The following is a 23,140-nucleotide window of genomic DNA, read 5'->3' as shown; positions in this document are numbered from 1 at the left end:
TGCGCTGATGGCGTCCTGGCCCGATCCCGCCCTGACCAGCGCCGCGGAGCTCGTGGAGCGCCTGCGGCTCCAGCCCCACCCCGAGGGAGGCTGGTACCGCGAGAACCATCGCAGTGGTGCCCAGGTCAGGCGCCAGGACGGTGCCACCCGATCGGCTCTCACCCAGATCTTCTACCTGCTGCCGGGCGGAGGTCTGAGCCGCTGGCATCGCGTGCGCGGCAGCGATGAGGTGTGGCAGTTCCTCGCCGGTGATCCCCTGGAGCTGTGGACCCTTCCTCCTGAAGGAGGCGAAGCCCAGCTCCATCGCCTGGCGCCTCCCGCAGGCCCGCTGGGGGACGAGGCCGTGGGCCCGAGCGCTGTGCAGCGTCCAGCTGTACACGAGGCGCCAAGTCTTTCGGTTCCGGCAGGCTGGTGGCAGGCTGCCCGGGCACCTGGCCGCTGGAGCCTGGTGAGTTGTGTGGTGGGTCCTGGCTTTGCCTTCGAAGACTTCGATCTGCTCAATCAGCTGCCGGTCCACCAGCACCCCCTCGGTGCCGCTGAGGCGTTCCTCTGAGGCTGGAACGATGGGGAACGTGAACGGACTTCGTGCTCAAAAGTCACCGCTGCCTGCAATCGCAGCAGCAGCACGAATGAGCATGACGCTCTGACGCTGAACCCAGAAAAAGCCGGTGACTGGATTTGAACCTGCGACCTACTGATTACGAATCAGTTGCTCTACCGCTGAGCTACACCGGCGTCCCAGTGAAATTAGCATTGTGCCGTCAGCCACGCGCACGCCGGCCATGGGACAGCAGCCTCGTCCTCTCGATCCTGACCTGCGGGCACGACTGCTCCAGGAGGCACGAACACCCTGGCGGGGATTGCGGCGGGCCCTGTGGCTGGCCCTGGCCGGTTCCGGTGGCGCCGGTCTTGCCGTGATGGCGCTGCGGGGTGCTTCCGGTGGCGAGGTGGCCTCAGGAGACATTCTCATCCAGATCGGTGCCGTCGCTCTTTTCGGCAGCCTGCTCTGGTTCGATCGAAACAGGTCCCCCCGGATCGAGCAGCAGTGAGGACCCAGGGCTGATGGGCTCGGGGCTGGTGATCTCGGGGCTGGCGGAGTCGGCGCTGGATGCCTGACGCTCAGATGCCTCACCTTCGGATGCTTCAGATTCGGATGGGTCTGAGCCGGCTGGGCCAGAACCCTCCCCGTTGGATGCCGATTCGCCCGTCCGGAGCTCGGGGGTCAAGCCGTCAGGGTTCTCGCCATCACCTCCGGGATCACCCCCGGCACTCGTCCCAGCAGCCCCTCTTTCCGGGGTGACGGTGCCTGCCTGCTTCTGGAGGGTGTCCAGGGTTGCAGCTCCTGATGGCTCCCGCGCTGCAAGCGGATCCAGCAGGAGCAGCGGCAACCCCAGGCAGAGGTGCTGATCATCGAGCTGCTCCGGGGTCATCGGCTGGGCCGCCTCCAGCTGGCCAGCCGAGCGGGTGAGCAGCCAGAGGGACTGCACCAGCTGCTGCCATTGCCAGAGGAGCACGGTGAGCAGGGGAAGGCTGAGCAGGAGGGCAATGAAGCGGTTGCTGCTGTGGAGGGGGGAGAAGCGTGTGGCAAAGGCTGCATGGCTGTCCAGCGTCCACAGCAGGGGCAGCAGCACGGCCGCCCCCAGCACCGCCAGAAGCTTCGGTGGCCAGCTCTCCTGAAGGCGCGAAAGGCTCCGCTGCAGCAGACTGCGGCCCCGCACCGGCACCTGGATCAGCAGCAGGGAACAGCAATCCGGAGGGCGGCGCCAGAACAGCAGGGCGGGGGCCAGCGCCCCGAGGCCCCACACCAGCAACCGCTCCACCCCTGGCACCGGTCCGGGGTCGGCCCCGGCCAGCACCAGGAGAAGGAGCAGCAGCTCCAGGGGGATGGCCCCCAGGGCGATGAGCTGTAGCCAGAGGAGGGGCTCGCTGCGGGGTGTCACGGCGTCGGGGTCCGGGGCGCCGCTCAGGTGCTGAGCGTGCGCCGCTGTGTCACCAGTTTGAAGGCTTCGATGCGATCGCCTTCCTGCCAGCCCGTGAAGCGGTCGCAGCCGATGCCGCATTCGAAGCCGGTGGCCACCTCCTTGACATCGTCCTTGTTGCGGCGGAGCGAATCGAGATCCCCCTCGAACACGATCTCTTTGGCGCGCCGCACCCGGACCCTGCAGTTGCGCTGCAGTTTGCCGGTGGTGACGTAGCAGCCCGCCACGGCGCTCTTGCCGATGGTGAACACGGCACGCACTTCGGCCTCGCCGAGGGATTCCTCCACCAGCTCCGGCTCCAGCAGACCTTCCATCGCCAGCTGGATGTCCTCCAGCAGCTTGTAGATCACGTCGTAGTCGCGCACGTCCACGCCGGTGGCGTCGGCGGCCCGCTTGGCCCCGGGTGCCATCGAGGTGTTGAAGCCCACGATCACGGCGCCGGAGGCGGCGGCCAGATCCACGTCGGTTTCGGTGATCTCGCCCGGAGCCGAGAGCAGCACCCGCACCTGCACCTCGCCCTGGGGCAGCTGCTCGAGGGAGCCGAGGATCGCCTCCACCGAGCCCTGCACGTCGGCCTTGAGGATCAGGTTGAGCTCCTTGAGCTCGCCCTCGCTGGCCTGGCCGGACATCGAGGCCAGCGACACCCGCCGGGAGGCCATCTGCTGGGCCAGGCGGGTGGCGCGGGCTTCGGTGGCCCGGTCGCCCACAACGGCGCGTGCCGTCTTCTCATCCGGGAAAACCTCGAATTCATCCCCGGCCGTGGGCACCTCGCTGAAGCCGAGGGCTTCCACCGCCAGGGATGGACCGGCCTGCTTCACCCGCTTGCCGGTGTCGTCCACCATGGCCCGCACCTTGCCGAGCACGGGGCCGGCGGCGAGCACATCGCCCGGCCGCAGGGTGCCGTTCTGCACCAGCAGGGTGGCCACCGGGCCCTTGGCCTTGTCCAGATGGGCCTCGATCACGGTGCCCTTGGCCATGCGGTCGGGGTTGGCCTGCAGGTCCTCGAGTTCGGACTGCAGCAGGATCATCTCCAGCAGCTTGTCCACGTTCTCGCCTTTGATGGCGCTCACGGGCACCATCACCGTGGTGCCGCCCCAGTCCTCGGCCACCAGCTCGAGGCCGGACAGCTCCTGCTTCACCCGCTCCGGAGAGGCGCCCTCCTTGTCGATCTTGTTGATCGCCACCACGATCGGCACCTTGGCGGCGCGGGCGTGGCTGATGGCCTCGAGGGTCTGGGGGCGCACGCCGTCGTCGGCGGCCACCACCAGCACCGCCACGTCGGTCACCTTGGTGCCCCGGGCCCGCATGGCCGTGAAGGCCTCGTGGCCGGGCGTGTCGAGGAAGGTGAGCTTGCGGGGCTCGCCGCCATGCTCGATCTCCACCTGGTAAGCGCCGATGTGCTGGGTGATCCCACCGGCTTCGCCGGCGGCCACACGGGTCTTGCGGATGGCATCGAGCAGGCTGGTCTTGCCGTGGTCCACGTGGCCCATGACGGTGACCACGGGGGGCCTGCGGATCAGGTGCTCGAGGTCGCTCTCCTCGATCATCTCCACCGTCTTGGCGGCGGCCTCCTCGACGTCGTCCTCGAGCACGGGCACCCCGAACTCCTCGGACACCGCCTCGATCGTGGAGAGGTCGAGGCTCTGGGTGACCGTGGCGATGATGCCCTTGAAGAAGAGGCTCTTGATGATGTCGGAGCTCTCGACACCGAGTTTCTCGGCCAGCTCCTGCACCGTGAGGTTGCCCTCCGGCACGATCAGCATCTCCGGACGCTGCTGCTTGGCCTCGCGGGAGGCGCGCAGCTCCATGGCGCGGCGGCGCTGGCGCTGACGGGTGGTTTCCTTCTTGCGCTTGCGCACGGCCACGGTGGGCCTGGGGGCCGGTGCTGTGCGCGTCCTGGGCTTGCTGGGGCGGGCCAGGCTGGCCTGCAGCACCACGGCCTCCTGTTCACCGGCATAGCCACCGGTCTCGGCCGTGAGGGCGTCGTCGTTGTCGCCGATGATGTGGACCTTCGGCCGCTGCCGCTGGGGCGTGCGGCTGCGCAGGGCCTCCAGCTTGGCGCTGTCGTCCCAGTCGGGGCGACGCGGCCGGCCGGCCGGCACCGGTGCCCGGAAGCCAGGACGGCGGGGAGCCGAGGGGGGCGTGGCGGTGGGCCGCACCAGATCCGGTGTGCCGCCGGGTCCGCTGCCGGCTTCGGAGCGGTCGGCCGGACGGCGCGGCGGCGGCGCCGGGGAGCGCCCCGTGGGCTTCTGCAGCTGCATCAGCTCGCCCGGGGCCATGGGCTTGCGCATGCCGGCGGGCATGCCGGGTCGGCCAGGAGCCGCGGGCCGGTTGCCGCCGCTGCTGTCGCGGCGGATGGGCTTGCCCACCAATTCCAGAGGGGTGGCCGCCGGCCGGCCGCCACCACCGCCCTGGCCCGCCCGGGTGGGGGATGGGGCACCGCTGCGCTGGGGAGGGGCCGGCCGCTGGCTCGTGGCCGGCCGGCTTCCGGGAGGGGCGGGCCGGTTGCTGCCCGCCTGGGGACTGATCGGGCGTCCCACCAGCTGGGGTCTGCCGCCCCCGGGACGGGCAGGTGGCTCGGGCTTGCGACTGGGGGCAGGGGTGCTGGGCCGGGAGGGCCGGGAGGCGATCACCACCGGCGGACGGGCCGGGGGTGCGGGTTTGGCTGCCGGGCTCTGCCGGTTCACCGGCGCCGGACCGCCGGGCCGGCTGGGGGCGGCGCTGGGCCTGGTCTGGGGAGGCGCAGGCGCGGGCCGCACCGGCTGAGGCGGCGTGGGGGCCGGAGCCGCAGCGGCGGGGGTGGCCAGGGGTTTGGGGGAGGGTTTCGCCACCGGCTTGGCCAGCGGGGGCTTCTGCGCTGCTGGCGCCGCTGCCGAAGGTTTGGCGGCGGCGGCGGGTGTGGCAGCGGCTGCGGCAGGGCGAGCCGGGGCCGGGGGTTTGCTCGGGGCCGCAGGGCGGGCAGGCTGGGCTGCGGCCGCCTGCGGGGGGGAGGGCCTGGCCGGAGCAGCAGGTCTGACGGGGGCGGCAGCCTTCTTTACCGAAAGGATGGCCTTGCCCGGGGCCGAGGGCGGAGCAGCGGCTGGCTTGCTCGAGCCGTTGCCGCCCGTCTCGATCAGCCGCCTGATCCGGGCCGCTTCGTCGTCACTGATCGAGCTGCTGTGGCTTTTGGCGGCCACCCCCAGTTTCTCGGCAGCATCCAGCACGTCCTTGTTCTCCAGGCCCAGGTCCCGGGAAAGCTCGTAGATTCTGACTTTGCCGCTGCTGGTCATTCAGGTCTCCAATGGTCCGGGCCCCTGCCCGCCATGGGGGGACAGAAGCACCAGGCCGCACGCGCTCTGCGGCCAGGGTTCATCTTGCCTCAGAGCTTGCCTCGAAGGCGGGTCTCTGGGCGGCAGGTCGGCTCTGGGCAACGAGACGCTGCTCGAGCACGTCCAGGACAGCGTCTGCCACCGGGCAGCGCAGGGCCCGCTGCAGACGCTTCCGCCGCCTGGCTTCGTCGAGGCATTCGCTGCGGGGACAGAGGTAGGCCGAGCGGCCCATGCCCTGATCCAGCTGAATGCCACCGGCGGCCAGGCGAACCACCCGCCAGAGCTCACTGCGGTCCATCAGGGAACGACAGGCCACGCAGCGCCTCAGGACGGGTCTGCTGGAGGTCACCGGGCTCCGTCCTCGCTGCTGACCAGCTCGCCGGTCTCGGACGGCACGCCCTCCGGGGCCTCCTCCTCCGCCAGGGCGTCGGCCGGGGAGGGCAGCGCATCAGCCTGGGGCTCGACACCCTCGTCCAGGGACTCCTCCTCGTCCTCCGGCAGGGGGTAGAGCTCCCGCAGCCGGGCATCCTCCTCGGCCCTGGCGGCCTGCTCGGCGGCGAGGCGGGCCTCGGCTTCGGCATGCAGCGCCTCCTCCTCCTGGCGGACGGCGATCAGCTCGGCCACCACGGCGTCCTCACTGGCCTGGTCGTATTCGTTGGCGTTCTTGATGTCGATCTTCCAGCCGGTCAGCCGTGCCGCCAGCCGCACGTTCTGTCCTTCCCGGCCGATGGCCAGGCTGAGCTGGTCGGGGGGAACCAGCACATGGGCGTGGTGACCGTCGGGATCCACCAGACGCACGGCCTCCACCCGCGCCGGGCTGAGGGAGTTGGCGATGTACTGGCCGGGGTCCGGCGACCAGCGGATCACGTCGATCTTCTCGCCCCGCAGCTCGTTCACCACCTGCTGGATCCTCGAGCCCCGGGCGCCGATGCAGGCCCCCACCGGATCCACCTCCCGTTCCACCGAGTCCACCGCCACCTTGGTGCGCGGCCCCACGGCACGGCTGGGGGGGTTGGCTTCCCGCGCCACGGCCACGATCCGCACGGAGCCCTCCTGAATCTCCGGCACCTCGTTCTCGAACAGGTACACCACCAGCCCGGCATTGGCCCGGCTCACGAACAGCTGGGGCCCGCGCCGCGGCACCTCGCTCACTTCCTTGAGGAACACCTTGAGGGTGGTGTTGGCCCGGTAGTTGTCGTTCGGCAGCTGATCCCTGCGGGGCAGCTCGGCCTCCACCTCCGGCCTGCCGGGGCCGCTGCTCACCGCCATGATCACGCTCTGGCGCTCGAAGCGCACCACCCGGGCGCTGAGCACCGGATCCTCCAGATCGGCGAACTCCTCCTGGATCATGCGGCGCTGCTGATCCCGCAGCTTCTGGGCCAGCACCTGCTTGGTGGTGGCGGCGGCCATCCGCCCGAAATCGTCCTTCTCCGGCGTCACGTCCAGCACCACGGTGTCACCGATCTGGGCGTCGTCGGCCACCTGCTGCACTTCCGCCAGGGCGATCTGGTGGTCCTCGCTCTCCACGTCCTCCACGATGATCTTGGAGGCCAGCACCCGGTACCCCTCCTCGTCCAGATCGAGTTGCACGTCGAAGTTGGAGAAGTAGTCCTCCTCGAAGGGGTCCTCGCTGATGCCGAGATAGAGGGTGCGCCGGTAGCGCTCATAGCCCTTGAGGAGCGCCTCCCGCAGCGCTGCCTCCACCACTGCAGGAGGCAGCTTCTTCTCCTCGCTGATGTCCTCGATCAGGTTGTTCAGACCGGGGAGCAGGACCAGGGCCATGGGGGTTCGGTTGTGGGTGATTCAGTTGTGGGGATGCCGCTCGTCGCGGTTTCAGGTGCCGGTGCTCGGCGCGACAAGGAGCACCTGCAGCACGGACGCACGGGGAATGCGCTTCGTGCGCCCGCGCATGTTGATCTGGAGCTCGCTCGCGGTGCGCTCCAGCAGCAGGCCCTCGCACCGGGCTTCAGCACCGTTGCGGTCAGTGAAGCGTACGGCCACGGGAAACCCACGGAAGCTGCGGAAGTCGCGGTCCTCCCGCAGCTCGTCGCCGACGCCCGGGCTGCTGACCTCCAGAATGTAGGTCTCCTGGTCCAGAACGCCTGCCGCATCGAAGGCCTCGCCCAGGGGAGCGCTCAGGGCGGCGCACTCATCGAGGCTGATGTCCTGGCCATCGCCACGCTGCACGAGCACCTGCAGGGTCATGGGGATGCGGTGCGTCAGCAGGTTCACCTGCCTGAGCTCGAAGCCCAGGTCGGCGCAGGCCCTGCCGGCGAGGGTCTCCAGTTCGGGGATCAGAGGGTGAGGCACGGCGGGTGAGGCACGGCACGAACGGGGCCGGAGAAAGACCTGGCCCGCGGACCTCAGACCCTGGAGGTCACCCTACGGGATCGCCGGGGTTGTCCTTTCCTCCCCCGGCGAGGGCACCGAGATCAATCACCGGGGCTTCGGCGTAGTAGTCACTGCCCTGCACGGTGCCACGCAGGGTGGTGTCCTGGTTGAGGCACTGGCTCTTCTGCTCGTCGCTGCGCAGGTACTGGCAGACCCGGGCCCAGAGCTTGGCGCGGGTGCCGGGAGCGCCCTGGCTGAAGTGCACGAGATCCGCGCCGCCGGGCATGCCCTGAATCTCCACCTGACAGAGGCTGCAACGCTGCCGGGTGCCGGGGGGGATTGCTGCCATGGCCGCCTCTGAGTTCAACAGGCAACTTAGGCGCAGCGGCCAGGGAGGAGATGCACGTTCTGCAGCTGAGTGATCCGCATCTGCTGGCGGGCCCCACGGACACCTACCGCGGTCGCCGGCCGATGCAATGGCTGGCTCAGGGTTTGCGGGAGTCCCTGGCGCTGGTGCCCCAGCCACCGGACCTGCTGCTGCTCAGCGGTGATCTGTGCCAGGACGAGAGCCTGGGGGGGTACGTGAACCTCCGCAGGCTGCTGGAGCCCCTGGCGATCCCACTGGCCCTGCTGCCGGGCAACCACGACCACCCCATGCTGCTGCGGGTGGCACTCGGTCGTACGGCGGTGATCGCCCCTGCGCTGCTGCAGCTCAACGGGGCGCGGCTGCTGTTGCTCGACAGCCACAAGGCCGGCGCCACGGCGGGCTGGCTCGGCACGGCCCAGTTGCGCTGGGTGGCCGAGCGGCTGGGGCAGCTGCGTGAGGATCCCGCCCGGTTGCCCCTGCTGGTGGCGGTGCACCATCCCCCTGTGCCGATCGGGGATCCGGTGATGGATGCCATCGCTCTGCTGGATGGTCAGGCGCTGCTGCGGCAACTGCGCCAGGTGCCCGAGCTGGTGGCTGTGGTGTTCGGCCACATCCACCAGCACTGGGCCGGAAGCGTTCCCGGACGCCCGGAGGTGCCCCTGCTGGGTTGTCCCTCCACCCTCTGCGGCTTCGGTCCGGTGCAGCCCTGCCCTCTCGGCAGGCCCGGAGATCCCGGCGGGCGCTGGCTGGTGGCGATGCCCGAGGGCGGATTTGAGGAGTCCCTGCTGCGCTGGCTGCCTCCCTAACCTCGGGGGATCAGTTGCCGGCGACAGGTCTTGAGAGTTGCTGCCATCGGCTCCGCCCGCTTCGGCGCACCAGAGGCCGGCACACCGCAGCTGGGGCCGCCGCGCCGTTGCTGGGCGACCCATCCTGGGCTGCGGCCCAGCCATGCCAGCGCTCTGGCGCTCGTGCTGTTGCTGCTTGTCCAGCTTCTGATCCCGTCCGCTGTCTGGGCAGCGCCGTCACCTGCCGCCCCCCACAGCTTTGTCGCCGATGCTGCCCGGGCCGTGGCTCCCGCGGTGGTGCGCATCGACATCGAGCGCGACGTGGCCCGGCAGCCCTTCGATCCCGCCCTGCTGGACCCCCTGCTGCGCGATCTGTTCGGTGACCCCTCCGGCAGCATGCGGGAGCGGGGCCAGGGATCCGGGGTGGTGGTGGACGCCGGCCGCGGCCTGGTGCTCACCAACGCCCACGTGGTGGACCAGGTGGATCGGGTCGAGGTGACCCTCGCCGACGGCCGCCAGCGGGACGCCGAGGTGGTGGGCAGTGATCCGGTCACCGATCTGGCGCTGGTGCGGATCCGCGGCGTGGAGGATCTGCGGGCTGCTCCCCTGGGGGATTCCGAGGCCCTGGAGGTGGGCGACTGGGCCATCGCCCTGGGCAGTCCCTACGGCCTGCAGCGCACGGTGACCCTCGGGATCGTGAGCAGCCTGCATCGCGACATCAACAGCCTCGGCTTCGCCGACAAGCGGCTCGATCTGATCCAGACCGATGCCGCCATCAACCCCGGCAACTCCGGCGGGCCCCTGATCAATGCCGCCGGTGAGGTGATCGGCATCAACACCCTGGTGCGTTCCGGCCCCGGTGCCGGCCTGGGCTTCGCCATCCCGATCAACCTGGCCAAACGGGTCGCCGATCAGCTGGCCGGCGGCGGTGAGGTGGTGCACCCCTATCTGGGCCTGCAGCTGGTGCCGCTCACGGCCCGCCGGGCCCGGGACAACAACCGCGACCCGGATGCCCTGCTGCAGCTGCCCGAGCGCGATGGTGCCCTCGTGCAGCGGGTGCTGCCCGCCAGCCCGGCCGAGACCGCCGGCCTGCGGCGGGGGGATCTGGTGGTGGCGGTGGCGGACCAGCCCGTGCGCGACCCATCCACCCTGCTGCAGCAGGTGGAGCGTTCGGAGGTGGGGCAGCCCCTGGCGCTCACCGTGGTGCGCGGCCGCCGCGAGCTGAGTCTCTCGATCCGCCCGGCCGCCCTGCCCCGGGCGGGCTGATTCCGGGGCTGCCCGGGCCACTGCTACGGTCGCGGCCCGTCTGCCACGCCGTGATGTCAGATCTGCAGGACCGGATGAAGCAGGCCGTCGCCCTGGCGGCCACCGAGCAGATCCAGAGCGGCATGGTGGTGGGTCTGGGCTCCGGCTCCACCGCCGCCCTGATGATCCAGGCCCTCGGTGCCCGGTTGCGCAGCGGTGAGCTCACCGACATCACCGGGGTCACCACCTCGTTCCAGGGGGAGGTGCTCGCCGCGGAGCTGGGCATCCCGCTGAAGAGCCTCAATGCCATTTCCCGCATCGACCTGGCCATCGACGGTGCCGATGAGGTGGATCCCTCCTTCCAGCTGATCAAGGGGGGCGGTGCCTGCCACGTGCAGGAAAAGCTGGTGGCCCGTCGTGCCGACCGCTTCGTGGTGGTGGTGGATGCCACCAAGCTGGTGGACACGCTCAACCTCGGCTTTCTGCTGCCGGTGGAGGTGCTCCCCGGAGCCTGGCGCCAGGTGCAGGGCGAGCTGCGGGCCATGGGGGGCGAGGCCCAGCTGCGGATGGCGGTGCGCAAGGCCGGCCCTGTGGTGACCGATCAGGGCAACCTGGTGCTGGATGTGCGCTTCGCCGGCGGCATCCCTGACCCCGTGGCGCTGGAGCAGCAGATCAACAACCTGCCGGGTGTGCTGGAGAACGGGCTGTTCGTCAACCTCACCGACCAGGTGCTGGTGGGGGAGATCGAGGCGGATCAACCCCGGGTGCGCGATCTCGCCCGGCGCTGAGCAGCCAGGGCTCAGCGGGATGGGCCGCTGAGCCGCAGGCGCACCGAAGCGGCATGGCTGTGGAGCCCTTCGCTCTCGGCCAGGGTCACCACGGCTTCGGCGGTGGCCTCCAGGGCCTCGCGGTTGAAGCGGATCAGGGAGGTGTGCCGCAGGAAGGTCTCCACACTCAGGGCACCGGCGAAGCGGGCTGTTCCCGCGGTGGGCAGGGTGTGGTTGGGGCCGGCCAGGTAGTCCCCCACGGCCTCGGGAGTGTGGGGGCCCATGAAGATGGCCCCGGCGTGCTGGATCCGATCCGCCAGGCCCTCCGGGTCCTCCACCAGCAGTTCGAGGTGCTCGGGGGCGAAACGATCGCTCAGGGCCGCCGCCGTCTCCAGATCTCCGCAGACCACGACCAGGCCCCAGTCCTCGATCGCGCGGCGGGTGATCGCCTCGCGGGGATGGCCGCTCAGCTGGGCTTCGATCGCCGCCGGCACTGCCGCCGCCAGGGCCTCGCTCGTGGTGAGCAGGATGGCGGCCGCGAGCGGATCGTGCTCCGCCTGGGCCAGCAGGTCCGCTGCCACCTGGTCGGCGCAGGCCGTGTGGTCGGCGATCACCAGCACCTCACTGGGGCCGGCGAGGGAGTCGATCGCCACCTGGCCATACACCGCCTTCTTGGCCAGGGTCACGTAGAGATTGCCGGGTCCGCTGATCACATCCACGCGGGGGATGGAGGCCGTGCCGTAGGCCAGGGCGCCGATCGCCTGGGCCCCTCCCACCCGGTAGATCTCCTCGATCCCCGCCAGGTGGGCCGCCGCCAGCACGGTGGGATTCGGCAGCCCCCCCGGGCCTGGCGGTGTGACCATCACCAGCCGCTGAACGCCCGCCACGGCGGCGGGCACGGCGTTCATCAGCACCGTGCTCGGGTAGGAGGCGCGGCCCCCCGGCACATAGAGCCCGGCCCGCTCCACCGGCCGCCAGCGGCGCCCGAGCTGCTCCCCGTAGGGACCACGCACCGCCAGGTCCTGGGGCAGCTGCCGCTGATGGAAATCGAGAATCCGCCCGTGGGCCAGGGTCAGGGCCTGCTGCAGCGGCGCCGGGCACTGCTCCCACGCCGCGGCCAGCTGCTCGCGGGGAATGCGCAGAGGATCGGGGCGCACGCCGTCGAATTCTTCCGTGAGGCTGAGCAGCGCCGCATCACCCTCCCGCCGCACCCGCTCGAGGATGGCGTCCACCCGCTGGGCGGCGTCCTGACTCTGGGCCGATCCGGTCCGCGCGGCGATGGCCTCCAACCGTTCGGCGGCGGCGGCCGGATCCCGCAGGCAGGTGAGGGCGATGGCGGTGGGTGCGGCGGCCACGAGACGCTCGAGTGGGAGCGTTCAAGCTAGTGGCCGGGAGGGTAGGAACTCCAGTGGTGGAAGGCTGGGAGGTACGATCAGCGATTGCCGAATCAGCGTCTGTCCGCCTGTGGCCAATAACAAGTCTTCGAAGAAGCGCATCGAGATTGCTGAGCGCAACCGGCTGCGGAACCGCAGCTACAAGTCTGCCCTGCGCACGCTGATGAAGCGCTGCTTCACGGCCTGCAGCGCCTACGCCCAGGCCCCCGGGGATGACGGCAAGGAGGCCGTGCAGCAGAGCATGAGTGCGGCGTTCAGCAAGATCGACAAGGCCGTCAAGGTGGGTGCGCTGCACCGCAACACCGGGGCTCACCAGAAGTCCCGGCTGAGCGCCGCCGTGAAGAAGGCCATCGAGCCCTCGACTGCCGGCGTCTGACGGTGTGGCAGGCCCGGCCGGCTGCCCCGCCGGCCGGGCTCCCCGTCTTCCGCCCGCACGCCATGACCCCCCCAGCCCACGCTGCCGAGCCGGCCCCGCTCATCGATTCCCACTGCCACATCGTCTTCCGCAACTTCGAGGACGACCTGGACGCCGTGGTGGAGCGCTGGCGTGCAGCTGGGGTCGTGAGCCTGGTGCACGCCTGTGTGGAACCAGCCGAAATCCCGGCGATCCGGGCCCTCGCCGACCGCTTCCCCGAGATGCGGTACTCGGTGGGGGTGCATCCCCTGGACACGCAGCATTGGCAGCCCGGCACACAGCAGGTGCTCCGGGAGGCCGCCCTGGCCGATTGCCGGGTGGTGGCCATCGGCGAGCTCGGCCTCGACCTGTACCGCGACCAGAACCTCGAGGAGCAGCTGGGCGTGCTCCGCCCCCAGCTCGACCTGGCCTGCGAGCTGGATCTGCCGGTGATCGTGCACTGCCGGGATGCCGCCGCTCCGATGCTGGAGGAGCTCCGGCAGCGGGCCAGCCAGGGGCGGTGCCCCCGCGGTGTGATGCACTGCTGGGGCGGCACTCCGGAGGAGATGGAAGCCTTCCTGGGACTCGGCTTCTACATCAGTTTCAGCGGGGTGGTCACCTTCCCGAAGGCGGAGGCCACCCACGCCTGTGCCCGCCAGGTGCCCGCCGACCGCTACCTGGTCGAGACCGACTGTCCGTTCCTGGCGCCGGTGCCGCGGCGCGGCAAGCGCAACGAGCCGTCCTTCGTGGCGGCCGTGGCGGCCAGGGTGGCCGAGCTGCGCGGCGAATCCCTGGCGACCGTGGCCGCCACCAGCACCGCCAATGCCAGACGCCTGTTCGCCTTGCCCCAGGCGGGTGACAATGTATGATTCTTCATTGGCCTGGAAGCGAAAGCGCTCCTTGTTGTCAACGCCTGCAGTTTTGATCCGATCCCGCTAAGTGCGTCCGCCGGGCAGCCGTTCCCCCCTGGGGAGCGGCTGTTCGCGTGGTTTGCCGTGGATTTCCCCAGCTGTCAGGGCCGACCGGCCACCCCCCTTCACTTCCGTTCCTGCAGGTTCACCGCATGAGCAGCGCGATCCAGGTCGCCAAGACCGCCACTTACCTGCCCGATCTGGTGGAGGTACAGCGTGCGAGCTTCAAATGGTTCCTGGAGAAGGGGCTGATCGAAGAGCTGGAGAGCTTCTCCCCGATCACCGACTACACCGGCAAGCTGGAGCTGCACTTCATCGGCAGTGAGTACCGCCTCAAGCGGCCTCGCCACGATGTCGAGGAAGCCAAGCGCCGTGATGCCACCTTCGCGTCGCAGATGTATGTGACCTGCCGGCTGATCAACAAGGAAACCGGCGAGATCAAGGAGCAGGAGGTGTTCATCGGCGAACTCCCGCTGATGACCGAGCGCGGCACGTTCATCATCAATGGCGCTGAGCGCGTGATCGTGAACCAGATCGTGCGCTCTCCTGGGGTGTATTTCAAGGACGAGCAGGATAAGAATGGCCGCAAGACCTTCAACGCCAGCCTGATCCCAAACCGCGGAGCCTGGCTGAAGTTCGAAACTGACAAGAACGATCTTCTCCACGTGCGGGTGGACAAAACCCGCAAGATCAATGCCCACGTGCTGATGCGTGCCATCGGCCTCACCGACAATGACGTTCTCGACAAGCTCCGCCACCCGGAGTACTACCAGAAGTCGATCGAGTCGGCCAACGACGAGGGAATCTCCTCGGAAGATCAGGCCCTGCTGGAGCTCTACAAGAAGCTGCGTCCGGGTGAGCCCCCCTCGGTGAGCGGCGGCCAGAGCCTGCTGCACAGCCGTTTCTTTGATCCCAAGCGCTACGACCTCGGCCGGGTGGGGCGCTACAAGATCAACAAGAAGCTGCGGCTCACCATCCCCGATGCCGTGCGCACCCTCACCCCTGAGGACGTGCTCAGCACCATCGACTACCTCATCAACCTTGAGCTCGATGTGGGTGGGGCCAGCCTCGATGACATCGACCACCTCGGCAACCGCCGCGTGCGCTCGGTGGGTGAGCTGCTGCAGAACCAGGTGCGGGTGGGCCTGAACCGGCTCGAGCGGATCATCAAGGAGCGGATGACGGTGGGTGAGACCGAATCCCTCACCCCGGCCCAGCTGGTGAACCCCAAGCCCCTGGTGGCAGCGATCAAGGAGTTCTTCGGCTCCAGCCAGCTCAGCCAGTTCATGGACCAGACCAATCCGCTGGCGGAGCTGACCCACAAGCGCCGGATCAGTGCCCTCGGCCCCGGTGGTCTCACCCGCGAGCGCGCCGGCTTCGCCGTGCGCGACATCCACCCCTCCCACTACGGCCGCATCTGCCCGATCGAGACCCCGGAGGGGCCGAATGCCGGCCTGATCGGCTCGCTTGCCACCCATGCCCGGGTGAATGAGTACGGCTTCATCGAAACCCCCTTCTGGAAGGTGGAGGAGGGCATCGTGCTGAAGCAGGGTGATCCCATCTATCTCTCCGCCGACCTGGAGGACGAGTGCCGGGTGGCCCCGGGCGATGTGGCCACCGACGCCGAGGGTCGCATCACGGCCGATCTGGTGCCGGTGCGCTACCGGCAGGATTTCGAGAAGGTGCCGCCGGAGCAGGTGGATTACGTGCAGCTCTCGCCGGTGCAGGTGATCTCCGTGGCCACCTCGCTGATCCCCTTCCTCGAGCACGATGATGCCAACCGCGCCCTGATGGGCTCCAACATGCAGCGCCAGGCCGTGCCGCTGCTGCGCCCGGAGCGCCCCCTGGTGGGCACGGGCCTGGAAACCCAGGTGGCCCGTGACTCGGGCATGGTGCCGATCACCCGGGTCAACGGCACCGTCACCTACGTGGATGCCACCGCCATCGTCATCCGCGATGAGGACGGGGTGGACCACACGCACTACCTGCAGAAGTACCAGCGCTCCAACCAGGACACCTGCCTGAACCAGCGGCCGATCGTTCAGCAGGGTGACCAGGTGATCGCTGGCCAGGTGCTGGCCAATGGCTCCGCCTGCGAAGGCGGCGAGATCGCCCTGGGCCAGAACGTGCTGATCGCCTACATGCCCTGGGAGGGCTACAACTACGAGGACGCCATCCTCGTGAGCGAGCGGCTCGTCACAGACGACCTCTACACCTCGGTGCACATCGAGAAGTACGAGATCGAAGCCCGGCAGACCAAGCTCGGACCCGAGGAGATCACCCGGGAAATCCCCAACGTGGCCGAAGAGAGCCTCGGCAACCTCGATGAGATGGGGATCATCCGGGTGGGTGCGTTCGTCGAGAGCGGCGACATCCTGGTGGGCAAGGTCACGCCCAAGGGCGAGTCGGACCAGCCCCCGGAGGAGAAGCTGCTGCGCGCGATCTTCGGCGAGAAGGCTCGCGACGTGCGTGACAACTCCCTGCGGGTGCCCAGCACCGAGCGTGGCCGCGTGGTGGACGTGCGCATCTACACCCGGGAGCAGGGTGATGAGCTGCCGCCGGGCGCCAACATGGTGGTGCGGGTATATGTGGCCAAGCGCCTCAAGATCCAGGTGGGCGACAAGATGGCCGGCCGCCACGGCAACAAGGGCATCATCAGCCGCATCCTCCCCCGCGAGGACATGCCCTACCTGCCCGATGGCACGCCCATCGACATCGTGCTCAACCCCCTCGGTGTGCCCAGCCGGATGAACGTGGGCCAGGTGTTCGAGTGCCTGATGGGCTGGGCCTCCTCCCACCTGGACTGCCGCGTCAAGGTGGTGCCCTTCGATGAGATGCACGGGGCCGAGAAGTCGAAGCAGACGGTGCAGGCCTTCCTCGAGGAGGCCGCCAGCCTGCCCGGCAAGGACTGGGTCTACGACCCGGAGAATCCCGGCAAGATCCAGCTGATCGATGGCCGCAGCGGCGAACCCTTCGACCAGCCCGTCACCGTGGGCTACGCCCACATCCTCAAGCTGGTGCACCTGGTGGACGACAAGATCCACGCCCGTTCCACCGGCCCCTACTCGCTCGTCACCCAGCAGCCCCTGGGCGGCAAGGCCCAGCAGGGCGGCCAGCGGCTCGGGGAGATGGAGGTGTGGGCCCTGGAGGCCTACGGCGCCGCCTACACCCTGCAGGAGCTGCTCACCGTCAAGTCCGACGACATGCAGGGCCGCAACGAGGCCCTCAACGCCATCGTCAAGGGCAAGCCGATTCCCCGGCCCGGCACCCCCGAGTCGTTCAAGGTGCTGATGCGCGAGCTCCAGTCGCTCGGCCTCGACATCGCGGTGTACACCGACGCCGGCGACGAAGTGGACCTGATGCAGGACGTGAATCCCCGCCGCAGCACCCCCAGCAGGCCCACCTACGAATCCCTCGGTGTCGCGGACTACGACGACGACTGATCGATCCGGATCACCCGGGCACGGGGGCCGTCGGCTCCCCCCGGGACTGCCCTCCGAGTTGTCCTCCGTGTCGACGCTTCCCCTGTTGACGCCACCCACTCCGATCTCCGCGCCCTAGCCCCCCATGTCCAACAGCAACCTCCGCACCGAAAACCACTTCGACTACGTCAAGATCACCCTGGCGTCGCCGGATCGGATCATGCAGTGGGGGCAGCGCACGCTGCCCAACGGTCAGGTGGTGGGTGAGGTCACCAAGCCCGAAACCATCAACTACCGCACGCTCAAGCCGGAGATGGACGGCCTGTTCTGCGAGAAGATCTTCGGCCCCTCCAAGGACTGGGAGTGCCACTGCGGCAAGTACAAGCGGGTGCGGCACCGCGGCATCGTCTGCGAGCGCTGCGGGGTGGAGGTCACCGAGAGCCGCGTGCGGCGCCACCGCATGGGCTTCATCAAGCTGGCTGCGCCGGTGAGCCATGTCTGGTACCTCAAGGGCATTCCCAGCTATGTGGCGATCCTGCTCGACATGCCCCTGCGGGATGTGGAGCAGATCGTCTACTTCAACTGCTACGTGGTGCTCGATCCGGGTGACCACAAGTCCCTCACCTACAAGCAGCTGCTCACCGAGGACGAGTGGCTGGAGATCGAGGATGAGATCTATGCCGAGGACTCCGACATCGAGAACGAGCCCGTTGTCGGCATCGGCGCCGAGGCGCTCAAGCAGCTGCTCGAGGACATCGACCTCGCCGAGACCGCAGAGCAGCTGCGCGAAGACATCGCCGCCAGCAAGGGCCAGAAGCGCGCCAAGCTGATCAAGCGGCTGCGGGTGATCGACAACTTCATCGCCACCAACGCCAAGCCGGACTGGATGGTGCTGGATGTGATCCCCGTGATCCCGCCCGATCTGCGCCCGATGGTGCAGCTCGATGGCGGCCGTTTCGCCACCAGCGACCTCAACGACCTCTACCGCCGGGTGATCAACCGCAACAACCGCCTGGCGCGGCTGCAGGAGATCCTGGCGCCCGAGATCATCGTGCGCAACGAGAAGCGGATGCTGCAGGAGGCCGTCGATGCCCTGATCGACAACGGCCGCCGCGGCCGCACCGTTGTCGGTGCCAACAACCGGGCCCTCAAGTCGCTGAGCGACATCATCGAGGGCAAGCAGGGCCGCTTCCGCCAGAACCTGCTCGGCAAGAGGGTCGACTACTCCGGCCGTTCCGTGATCGTGGTGGGGCCGAAGCTGAAGATGCACCAGTGCGGCCTGCCCAAGGAGATGGCGATCGAGCTGTTCCAGCCGTTCGTGATCCATCGCCTGATCCGCCAGAACATCGTCAACAACATCAAGGCGGCCAAGAAGCTGATCCAGCGCGCCGACGACGAGGTGATGCAGGTGCTGCAGGAGGTGATCGAAGGGCATCCGATCCTGCTCAACCGCGCCCCCACCCTGCACCGCCTCGGCATCCAGGCCTTCGAGCCCAAGCTGGTGGACGGCCGTGCCATTCAGCTCCACCCGCTGGTGTGCCCCGCCTTCAACGCCGACTTCGACGGCGACCAGATGGCCGTGCACGTGCCCCTGGCGATCGAGGCCCAGACCGAGGCGCGGATGCTGATGCTGGCCAGCAACAACATCCTCTCGCCCGCCACCGGCGAGCCGATCATCACCCCGTCGCAGGACATGGTGCTGGGCGCCTACTACCTCACCGCCGAGCAGCCCGGCGCCGACAAGCCCGCCTTCGGCGACCGCGCCCGCACCTTCGCGGGTCTGGAGGATGTGATCGCCTCCTTCGAAGAGAAGCACATCGGCCTCCACGACTGGGTGTGGGTGCGCTTCAGCGGCGAGGTGGACTGCGACGACGAGGACAGTGAACCCCTGAAGGTGGACACCCTCGGCGACGGCACCCGGGTGGAGCAGTGGAGCTACCGCCGGGACCGCCTGGACGAGGACGGCGCGCTGATCAGCCGTTATCTGCTCACCACCGTGGGACGCGTGGTTATCAACCACACCATCATCGACGCCGTGGCTGCCGCCTGAGCCTTCCCCCCTACGTCTCCTCCCAGTTCCGACCTTTCACCAGCGCGCTGCCATGACCGCCACCCCCTCCAAGAAGACCAAGTCGTCCAAGAAAGCCGCTGCTGAAGCCGGCCTCGAGACCTCTGCTCCTGTCACCCCGGCGCTCACCCGTGAAGCCCCGCCCTTCCGGAACCGGGTGATCGACAAGAAGGCTCTCCGCAACCTGGTGGCCTGGGCCTACAAGCACCACGGCACCGCGGCCACGGCCTCGATGGCCGATGAGCTCAAGGACCTCGGCTTCCACTACGCCACCCAGGCGGCCGTGTCCATTTCCGTGGACGATCTGCGCATCCCGGGCGACAAGGCGTCGCTGCTGGCCGAGGCCGAAGAGCAGATCACCGAAACCGAGGAGCGTTACCGGCTGGGTGAGATCACCGAGGTGGAGCGCCACACCAAGGTGATCGACACCTGGACCGAAACCAACGAGCGGCTCGTGGCGGCAGTCCGCCGCAACTTCAACGAGAACGATCCCCTCAATTCGGTCTGGATGATGGCCAACTCCGGCGCCCGGGGCAACATGTCCCAGGTGCGGCAGCTGGTGGGCATGCGCGGCCTGATGGCCAACCCCCAGGGCGAGATCATCGACCTGCCGATCCGCACCAACTTCCGTGAGGGCCTCACGGTCACCGAGTACGTGATCTCCTCCTACGGCGCCCGCAAGGGCCTGGTGGACACGGCGCTGCGTACCGCCGACTCCGGCTATCTCACCCGGCGCCTGGTGGACGTGGCCCAGGACGTGATCGTCCGCGAGGACGACTGCGGCACCACCCGCTCCATCCCCATCGATGCCGATGAGCGGGGGCGGTTCGGCAGCAAACTGGTGGGCCGCCTGGCCGCCGAGCCCGTGCTCGACGCCGATGGCGCGGTGCTGGTGGATCGCAATGGCGAGATCGACCTGCCCCTCTCGCGCCGCATCGAGGCGAGCGGGGTGACGACCGTCCATGTGCGCTCGCCCCTCACCTGCGAAGCCTCCCGTTCGGTCTGCCGCAAGTGCTACGGCTGGGCCCTGGCCCACAACGAGCTGGTGGATCTCGGCGAAGCGGTGGGCATCGTGGCCGCCCAGTCGATCGGTGAACCGGGTACCCAGCTCACCATGCGCACCTTCCACACCGGTGGTGTGTCCACCGCCGAAACCGGGGTGGTGCGCTCCCTCATCCACGGTGTCGTGGAGTTCGGGCCGAAGTCCCGGGTGCGGGCCTTCCGCACCTCCCACGGGGTCAACGCCCAGATCGCCGAAACCGATTTCCAGCTGCACCTCAAGCCCACGGGCAAGGACAAGCCCCAGAAGCTCACGATCACCAAGGGCTCCATCCTGTTCGTGGCCGATGGCGACACCGTGCCGGCGGACACGGTGCTGGCTCAGATCTCGGCGGGTGCGGAGGTCAAGAAGAGCGTGGAGAAGGCCACCAAGGATGTGATCTGCGACCTGGCCGGCCAGGTGCGCTACGAGGATGGCATCCAGCCCAAGGAGGTCACCGACCGCCAGGGCAACATCACCCACAAGGCCACCCGCCTGGGGCGGATGTGGGTGTTCGCCGGCGATGTGTACAACCTGCCCCCCAACGCCCTGCCGGTGGTGAAGGGCAACACGCCTGTCACCACAGGTGATGTGCTGGCGGAGAGCCGCCTGGTCTCCGAGTACGGCGGCGCCGTGCGCCTGCGGGAGAGTGCCGGTGATTCCCGCGAAGTGCAGATCGTCACCACCAGCCTCACCCTGAAGGACTGCAAGCTCGTGGGTGAATCCACCCACTCCGGGGAGATCTGGCATCTTGAGGGCAAAGAGGGCATCCGCTACCGCCTCAATACGGCGCCGGGCAGCAAGATCGGCAGTGGCGAAGTGATTGCCGAATTGGCCGACGATCGCTTCCGCACCCAGACCGGCGGCCTGGTGAAGTTCGCCCCCGGCCTGGCCATCAAGAAAGCCCGCAGTGCCAAGAACGGCTACGAGGTGAGCAAGGGGGGCACCCTGCTGTGGATCCCCCAGGAAACCCACGAGATCAACAAGGACATCTCCCTGTTGATGATCAACGATGGCCAGTGGATCGAAGCTGGCACCGAGGTTGTCAAGGACATCTTCAGCCAGACCGCTGGCATCGTGACAGTGACGCAGAAGAACGACATTCTTCGCGAAATCATTGTGCGTTCCGGTGTGCTGCACCTCGTCGCCGACAGCAAGACCCTGGGCAAGTTTTCCGAGGGGCGGATGGTGATGCCCGGCGAGGACATCGCCAAGGGGCTCAAGGCTGAAGCGATGACCTTCGTGGAGGCGGTGGATACCCCCGAGGGCGGTGCCCTGCTCCTGCGCCCGGTGGAGGAATACGCCATCCCCGATGCGGCTCACCTGCCTGAGCTCAGCTCCGTCAAGCAGTCCGGCGGACCCTCGATGGGGCTGAAGGCCACGCAGCGCCTGGCGTTCAAGGACGGCGAGCTGATCAAGAGTGTGGAAGGGGTGGAGCTGCTGCGTACGCAGCTGATCCTGGAAACCTTCGACACCACTCCCCAGATGACGGTGGATGTGGAAGCTGTGCCGGACAAGCGCGCCAAGACGATCGAACGGCTGCAGCTCACGATCCTGGAAACCCTGCTGGTGCGGCGGGACACCCTCTCCGATGCCAGCCACGGCTCCACCCACACCGATCTGCAGGTGCAGGACGGTGACACGGTCAAGAAGGGCGATGTGGTGGCCACCACCCAGATCCTCTGCAAGGAGGACGGTGTCGTCCAGCTTCCCGATCAGACCGATGGGGAGCCCATCCGCCGCCTGATCGTGGAGCGCGATGTCGACACCCGCCAGATCGACCTCGGCGCGGCGTCGCCGCTGGTGGCTGTGGATCAGCGTCTGGTGGACGGCGACCTCCTGGCCGAAGGGCAGCCATCGCCGTGCTGCGGCCAGGTGGAGGCGATCGAGGGGTCCACGGTCACGGTCCGCCTGGGCCGTCCCTACATGGTGTCGCCCGATTCCGTCCTCCACGTGCGGGACGGTGAGCTGGTGCAGCGGGGCGACGGCCTGGCGCTGCTGGTGTTCGAGCGGCAGAAGACCGGGGACATCGTGCAGGGTCTGCCGCGGATTGAGGAACTGCTCGAAGCCCGGCGCCCGCGCGACTCAGCAGTGCTCTGCCGCAAGGCCGGCACCGTGGAGATCAAGCAGGGTGAGGACGACGATGCCATCACCGTCACCGTGATCGAGACCGATGACGTCATCACGGACTACCCCATCCTCCTGGGACGCACCGTGATGGTGAGCGACGGCCAGCAGGTGCGCGCTGGCGAGTCGCTCACCGATGGTCCGATCAACCCCCACGAGCTGCTCGAGTGCTACTTCGAGGATCTGCGCAACCGCAAACCCACCCTGGAAGCTGCCCAGGAGTCGATCTCCAAGCTGCAGTTCCGCATGGTGCAGGAAGTGCAGAACGTCTACAAGAGCCAGGGCGTGTCGATCGACGACAAGCACATCGAGGTGATTGTGCGTCAGATGACCAGCAAGGTGCGCATCGAGGACGCCGGCGATACCACCCTGCTGCCCGGTGAGCTGATCGAGCTGCGTCAGGTGGAGCAGGTGAACAGCGCCATGGCGATCACGGGCGGAGCCCCCGCCGAGTTCACGCCGGTGCTGCTGGGCATCACCAAGGCCTCCCTCAACACCGACAGCTTCATCTCCGCCGCGTCGTTCCAGGAGACCACCCGGGTGCTCACCGAAGCGGCCATCGAGGGCAAGAGCGACTGGCTGCGGGGCCTCAAGGAGAACGTGATCATCGGCCGCCTGATCCCTGCCGGCACGGGCTTCAGCGGCTTCGAGGAGGAGCTGCGGGCCGAGGCCGGTCCGCATCCCGACATCCTCGAGGAGGACGGCATGGGCTACCGCCGCATGCAGAATCTGAGGCCTGACTACACGGTGGAGACCCCAGCCCCCGCGGCCCAGACCGCTGTGCTGGACGATCCTTCCGAGGAGGATCTCGAAGCCACCCGCAGCCGCCACGGCCTCGAGGCCAGCGCCAGCACCACGGCCGCCTTCACCCGCCCCACCCTGGAGGAGGGTCTGGAGGAGGAACTGGTGGCGGATCCCGCTGCCCTTGAGGGTCTGCAGGAGGAGGGGCTGCTCAGCGACGAGTGAGCCTCCACCCTCCAGCCCACGATCGCCATGATGGTGC

The 23,140-nt window shown here is 68.5% G+C and carries 17 protein-coding genes and 1 tRNA gene; 10 read left to right on the top strand and 8 right to left on the bottom strand.

All coding sequences use genetic code 11. The annotated features are described in order from the left end of the window. Positions 1-7 precede the first annotated feature (7 nt). Positions 8-553, top strand: a complete 546-nt coding sequence (locus CBM981_RS13480) for a cupin domain-containing protein (RefSeq protein ID WP_087068819.1) — start codon at positions 8-10, stop codon at positions 551-553. A 110-nt stretch (positions 554-663) separates the two neighbouring features. On the opposite strand, the gene CBM981_RS13475 is transcribed toward CBM981_RS13480, so the two are convergent. Continuing rightward, a tRNA-Thr gene (locus CBM981_RS13475) sits at positions 664-735 on the bottom strand. Between the two features lie 47 nt (positions 736-782). Between CBM981_RS13475 and CBM981_RS13470 the strand changes: the two genes are divergently transcribed. Then, on the top strand, positions 783-1,049 hold the full coding sequence (locus CBM981_RS13470) for a DUF3493 domain-containing protein (protein WP_087068818.1): 267 nt from the start codon (positions 783-785) through the stop codon (positions 1,047-1,049). Here CBM981_RS13470 and CBM981_RS13465 read toward each other — a convergent pair. From CBM981_RS13465 to CBM981_RS13440, 6 genes are all read right to left on the bottom strand, one after another. Beyond that, complete coding sequence (locus tag CBM981_RS13465) at positions 954-1,940, bottom strand: low-complexity tail membrane protein (RefSeq protein WP_087068817.1); 987 nt, start codon at positions 1,938-1,940, stop codon at positions 954-956. The genes CBM981_RS13470 and CBM981_RS13465 overlap by 96 nt on opposite strands. 23 nt (positions 1,941-1,963) lie before the next feature. Further along, the gene (infB, locus tag CBM981_RS13460; protein WP_087068816.1) at positions 1,964-5,248 is read right to left on the bottom strand and encodes a translation initiation factor IF-2; all 3,285 of its coding nucleotides are present in this window, start codon (positions 5,246-5,248) and stop codon (positions 1,964-1,966) included. Between the two features lie 79 nt (positions 5,249-5,327). Continuing rightward, positions 5,328-5,603, bottom strand: a complete 276-nt coding sequence (locus CBM981_RS13455; protein WP_255376828.1) for a YlxR family protein — start codon at positions 5,601-5,603, stop codon at positions 5,328-5,330. 29 nt (positions 5,604-5,632) lie between these two features. Then, on the bottom strand, positions 5,633-7,069 hold the full coding sequence (nusA, locus tag CBM981_RS13450; protein WP_087068814.1) for a transcription termination factor NusA: 1,437 nt from the start codon (positions 7,067-7,069) through the stop codon (positions 5,633-5,635). Positions 7,070-7,120: 51 nt separating this feature from the next. Then, positions 7,121-7,597: a ribosome assembly cofactor RimP gene (locus CBM981_RS13445; protein ID WP_087068813.1), complete on the bottom strand. Its 477-nt coding sequence runs from the start codon at positions 7,595-7,597 to the stop codon at positions 7,121-7,123. A gap of 67 nt (positions 7,598-7,664) precedes the next feature. Further along, on the bottom strand, positions 7,665-7,967 hold the full coding sequence (locus CBM981_RS13440; protein WP_087068812.1) for a hypothetical protein: 303 nt from the start codon (positions 7,965-7,967) through the stop codon (positions 7,665-7,667). A gap of 50 nt (positions 7,968-8,017) precedes the next feature. On the opposite strand from CBM981_RS13440, the gene CBM981_RS13435 reads away from it, so the two are divergent. The 3 genes from CBM981_RS13435 to rpiA all read left to right on the top strand — a co-directional run bounded on the left by CBM981_RS13435 (position 8,018) and on the right by rpiA (position 10,803). Next, positions 8,018-8,791 carry a metallophosphoesterase gene (locus CBM981_RS13435; RefSeq protein WP_087068811.1) on the top strand — a complete coding sequence of 258 codons (774 nt, stop codon included), beginning with the start codon at positions 8,018-8,020 and terminating at the stop codon, positions 8,789-8,791. A 129-nt stretch (positions 8,792-8,920) separates the two neighbouring features. Further along, positions 8,921-10,036, top strand: coding sequence for a trypsin-like peptidase domain-containing protein (locus CBM981_RS13430; RefSeq protein ID WP_369801703.1), 1,116 nt, complete (start codon positions 8,921-8,923; stop codon positions 10,034-10,036). A 53-nt stretch (positions 10,037-10,089) separates the two neighbouring features. Beyond that, entirely contained in the window at positions 10,090-10,803 is a 714-nt protein-coding gene (gene rpiA / locus CBM981_RS13425) for a ribose-5-phosphate isomerase RpiA (RefSeq protein WP_087068810.1), read from the top strand. An 11-nt stretch (positions 10,804-10,814) separates the two neighbouring features. On the opposite strand, the gene hisD is transcribed toward rpiA, so the two are convergent. Then, on the bottom strand, positions 10,815-12,137 hold the full coding sequence (gene hisD, locus CBM981_RS13420) for a histidinol dehydrogenase (protein ID WP_087068809.1): 1,323 nt from the start codon (positions 12,135-12,137) through the stop codon (positions 10,815-10,817). 109 nt (positions 12,138-12,246) lie between these two features. Here hisD and rpsT point away from each other — a divergent pair, with 109 nt between their 5' ends. From rpsT to CBM981_RS13395, 5 genes are all read left to right on the top strand, one after another. After that, complete coding sequence (gene rpsT, locus CBM981_RS13415; protein WP_087068808.1) at positions 12,247-12,552, top strand: 30S ribosomal protein S20; 306 nt, start codon at positions 12,247-12,249, stop codon at positions 12,550-12,552. Between the two features lie 62 nt (positions 12,553-12,614). After that, positions 12,615-13,439: a TatD family hydrolase gene (locus tag CBM981_RS13410; protein ID WP_087068807.1), complete on the top strand. Its 825-nt coding sequence runs from the start codon at positions 12,615-12,617 to the stop codon at positions 13,437-13,439. A 194-nt stretch (positions 13,440-13,633) separates the two neighbouring features. Beyond that, complete coding sequence (rpoB, locus tag CBM981_RS13405) at positions 13,634-16,924, top strand: DNA-directed RNA polymerase subunit beta (protein WP_087068806.1); 3,291 nt, start codon at positions 13,634-13,636, stop codon at positions 16,922-16,924. Between the two features lie 124 nt (positions 16,925-17,048). Continuing rightward, positions 17,049-18,953, top strand: coding sequence for a DNA-directed RNA polymerase subunit gamma (locus CBM981_RS13400; RefSeq protein WP_087068805.1), 1,905 nt, complete (start codon positions 17,049-17,051; stop codon positions 18,951-18,953). 52 nt (positions 18,954-19,005) lie between these two features. After that, positions 19,006-23,103, top strand: coding sequence for a DNA-directed RNA polymerase subunit beta' (locus CBM981_RS13395; protein WP_087068804.1), 4,098 nt, complete (start codon positions 19,006-19,008; stop codon positions 23,101-23,103). The last annotated feature ends 37 nt before the right edge of the window (positions 23,104-23,140 follow it).

This window comes from Cyanobium sp. NIES-981 (genome assembly GCF_900088535.1).
Classification (GTDB): domain Bacteria; phylum Cyanobacteriota; class Cyanobacteriia; order PCC-6307; family Cyanobiaceae; genus NIES-981.
This window is presented reverse-complemented; position numbering and strand designations above follow the sequence as displayed.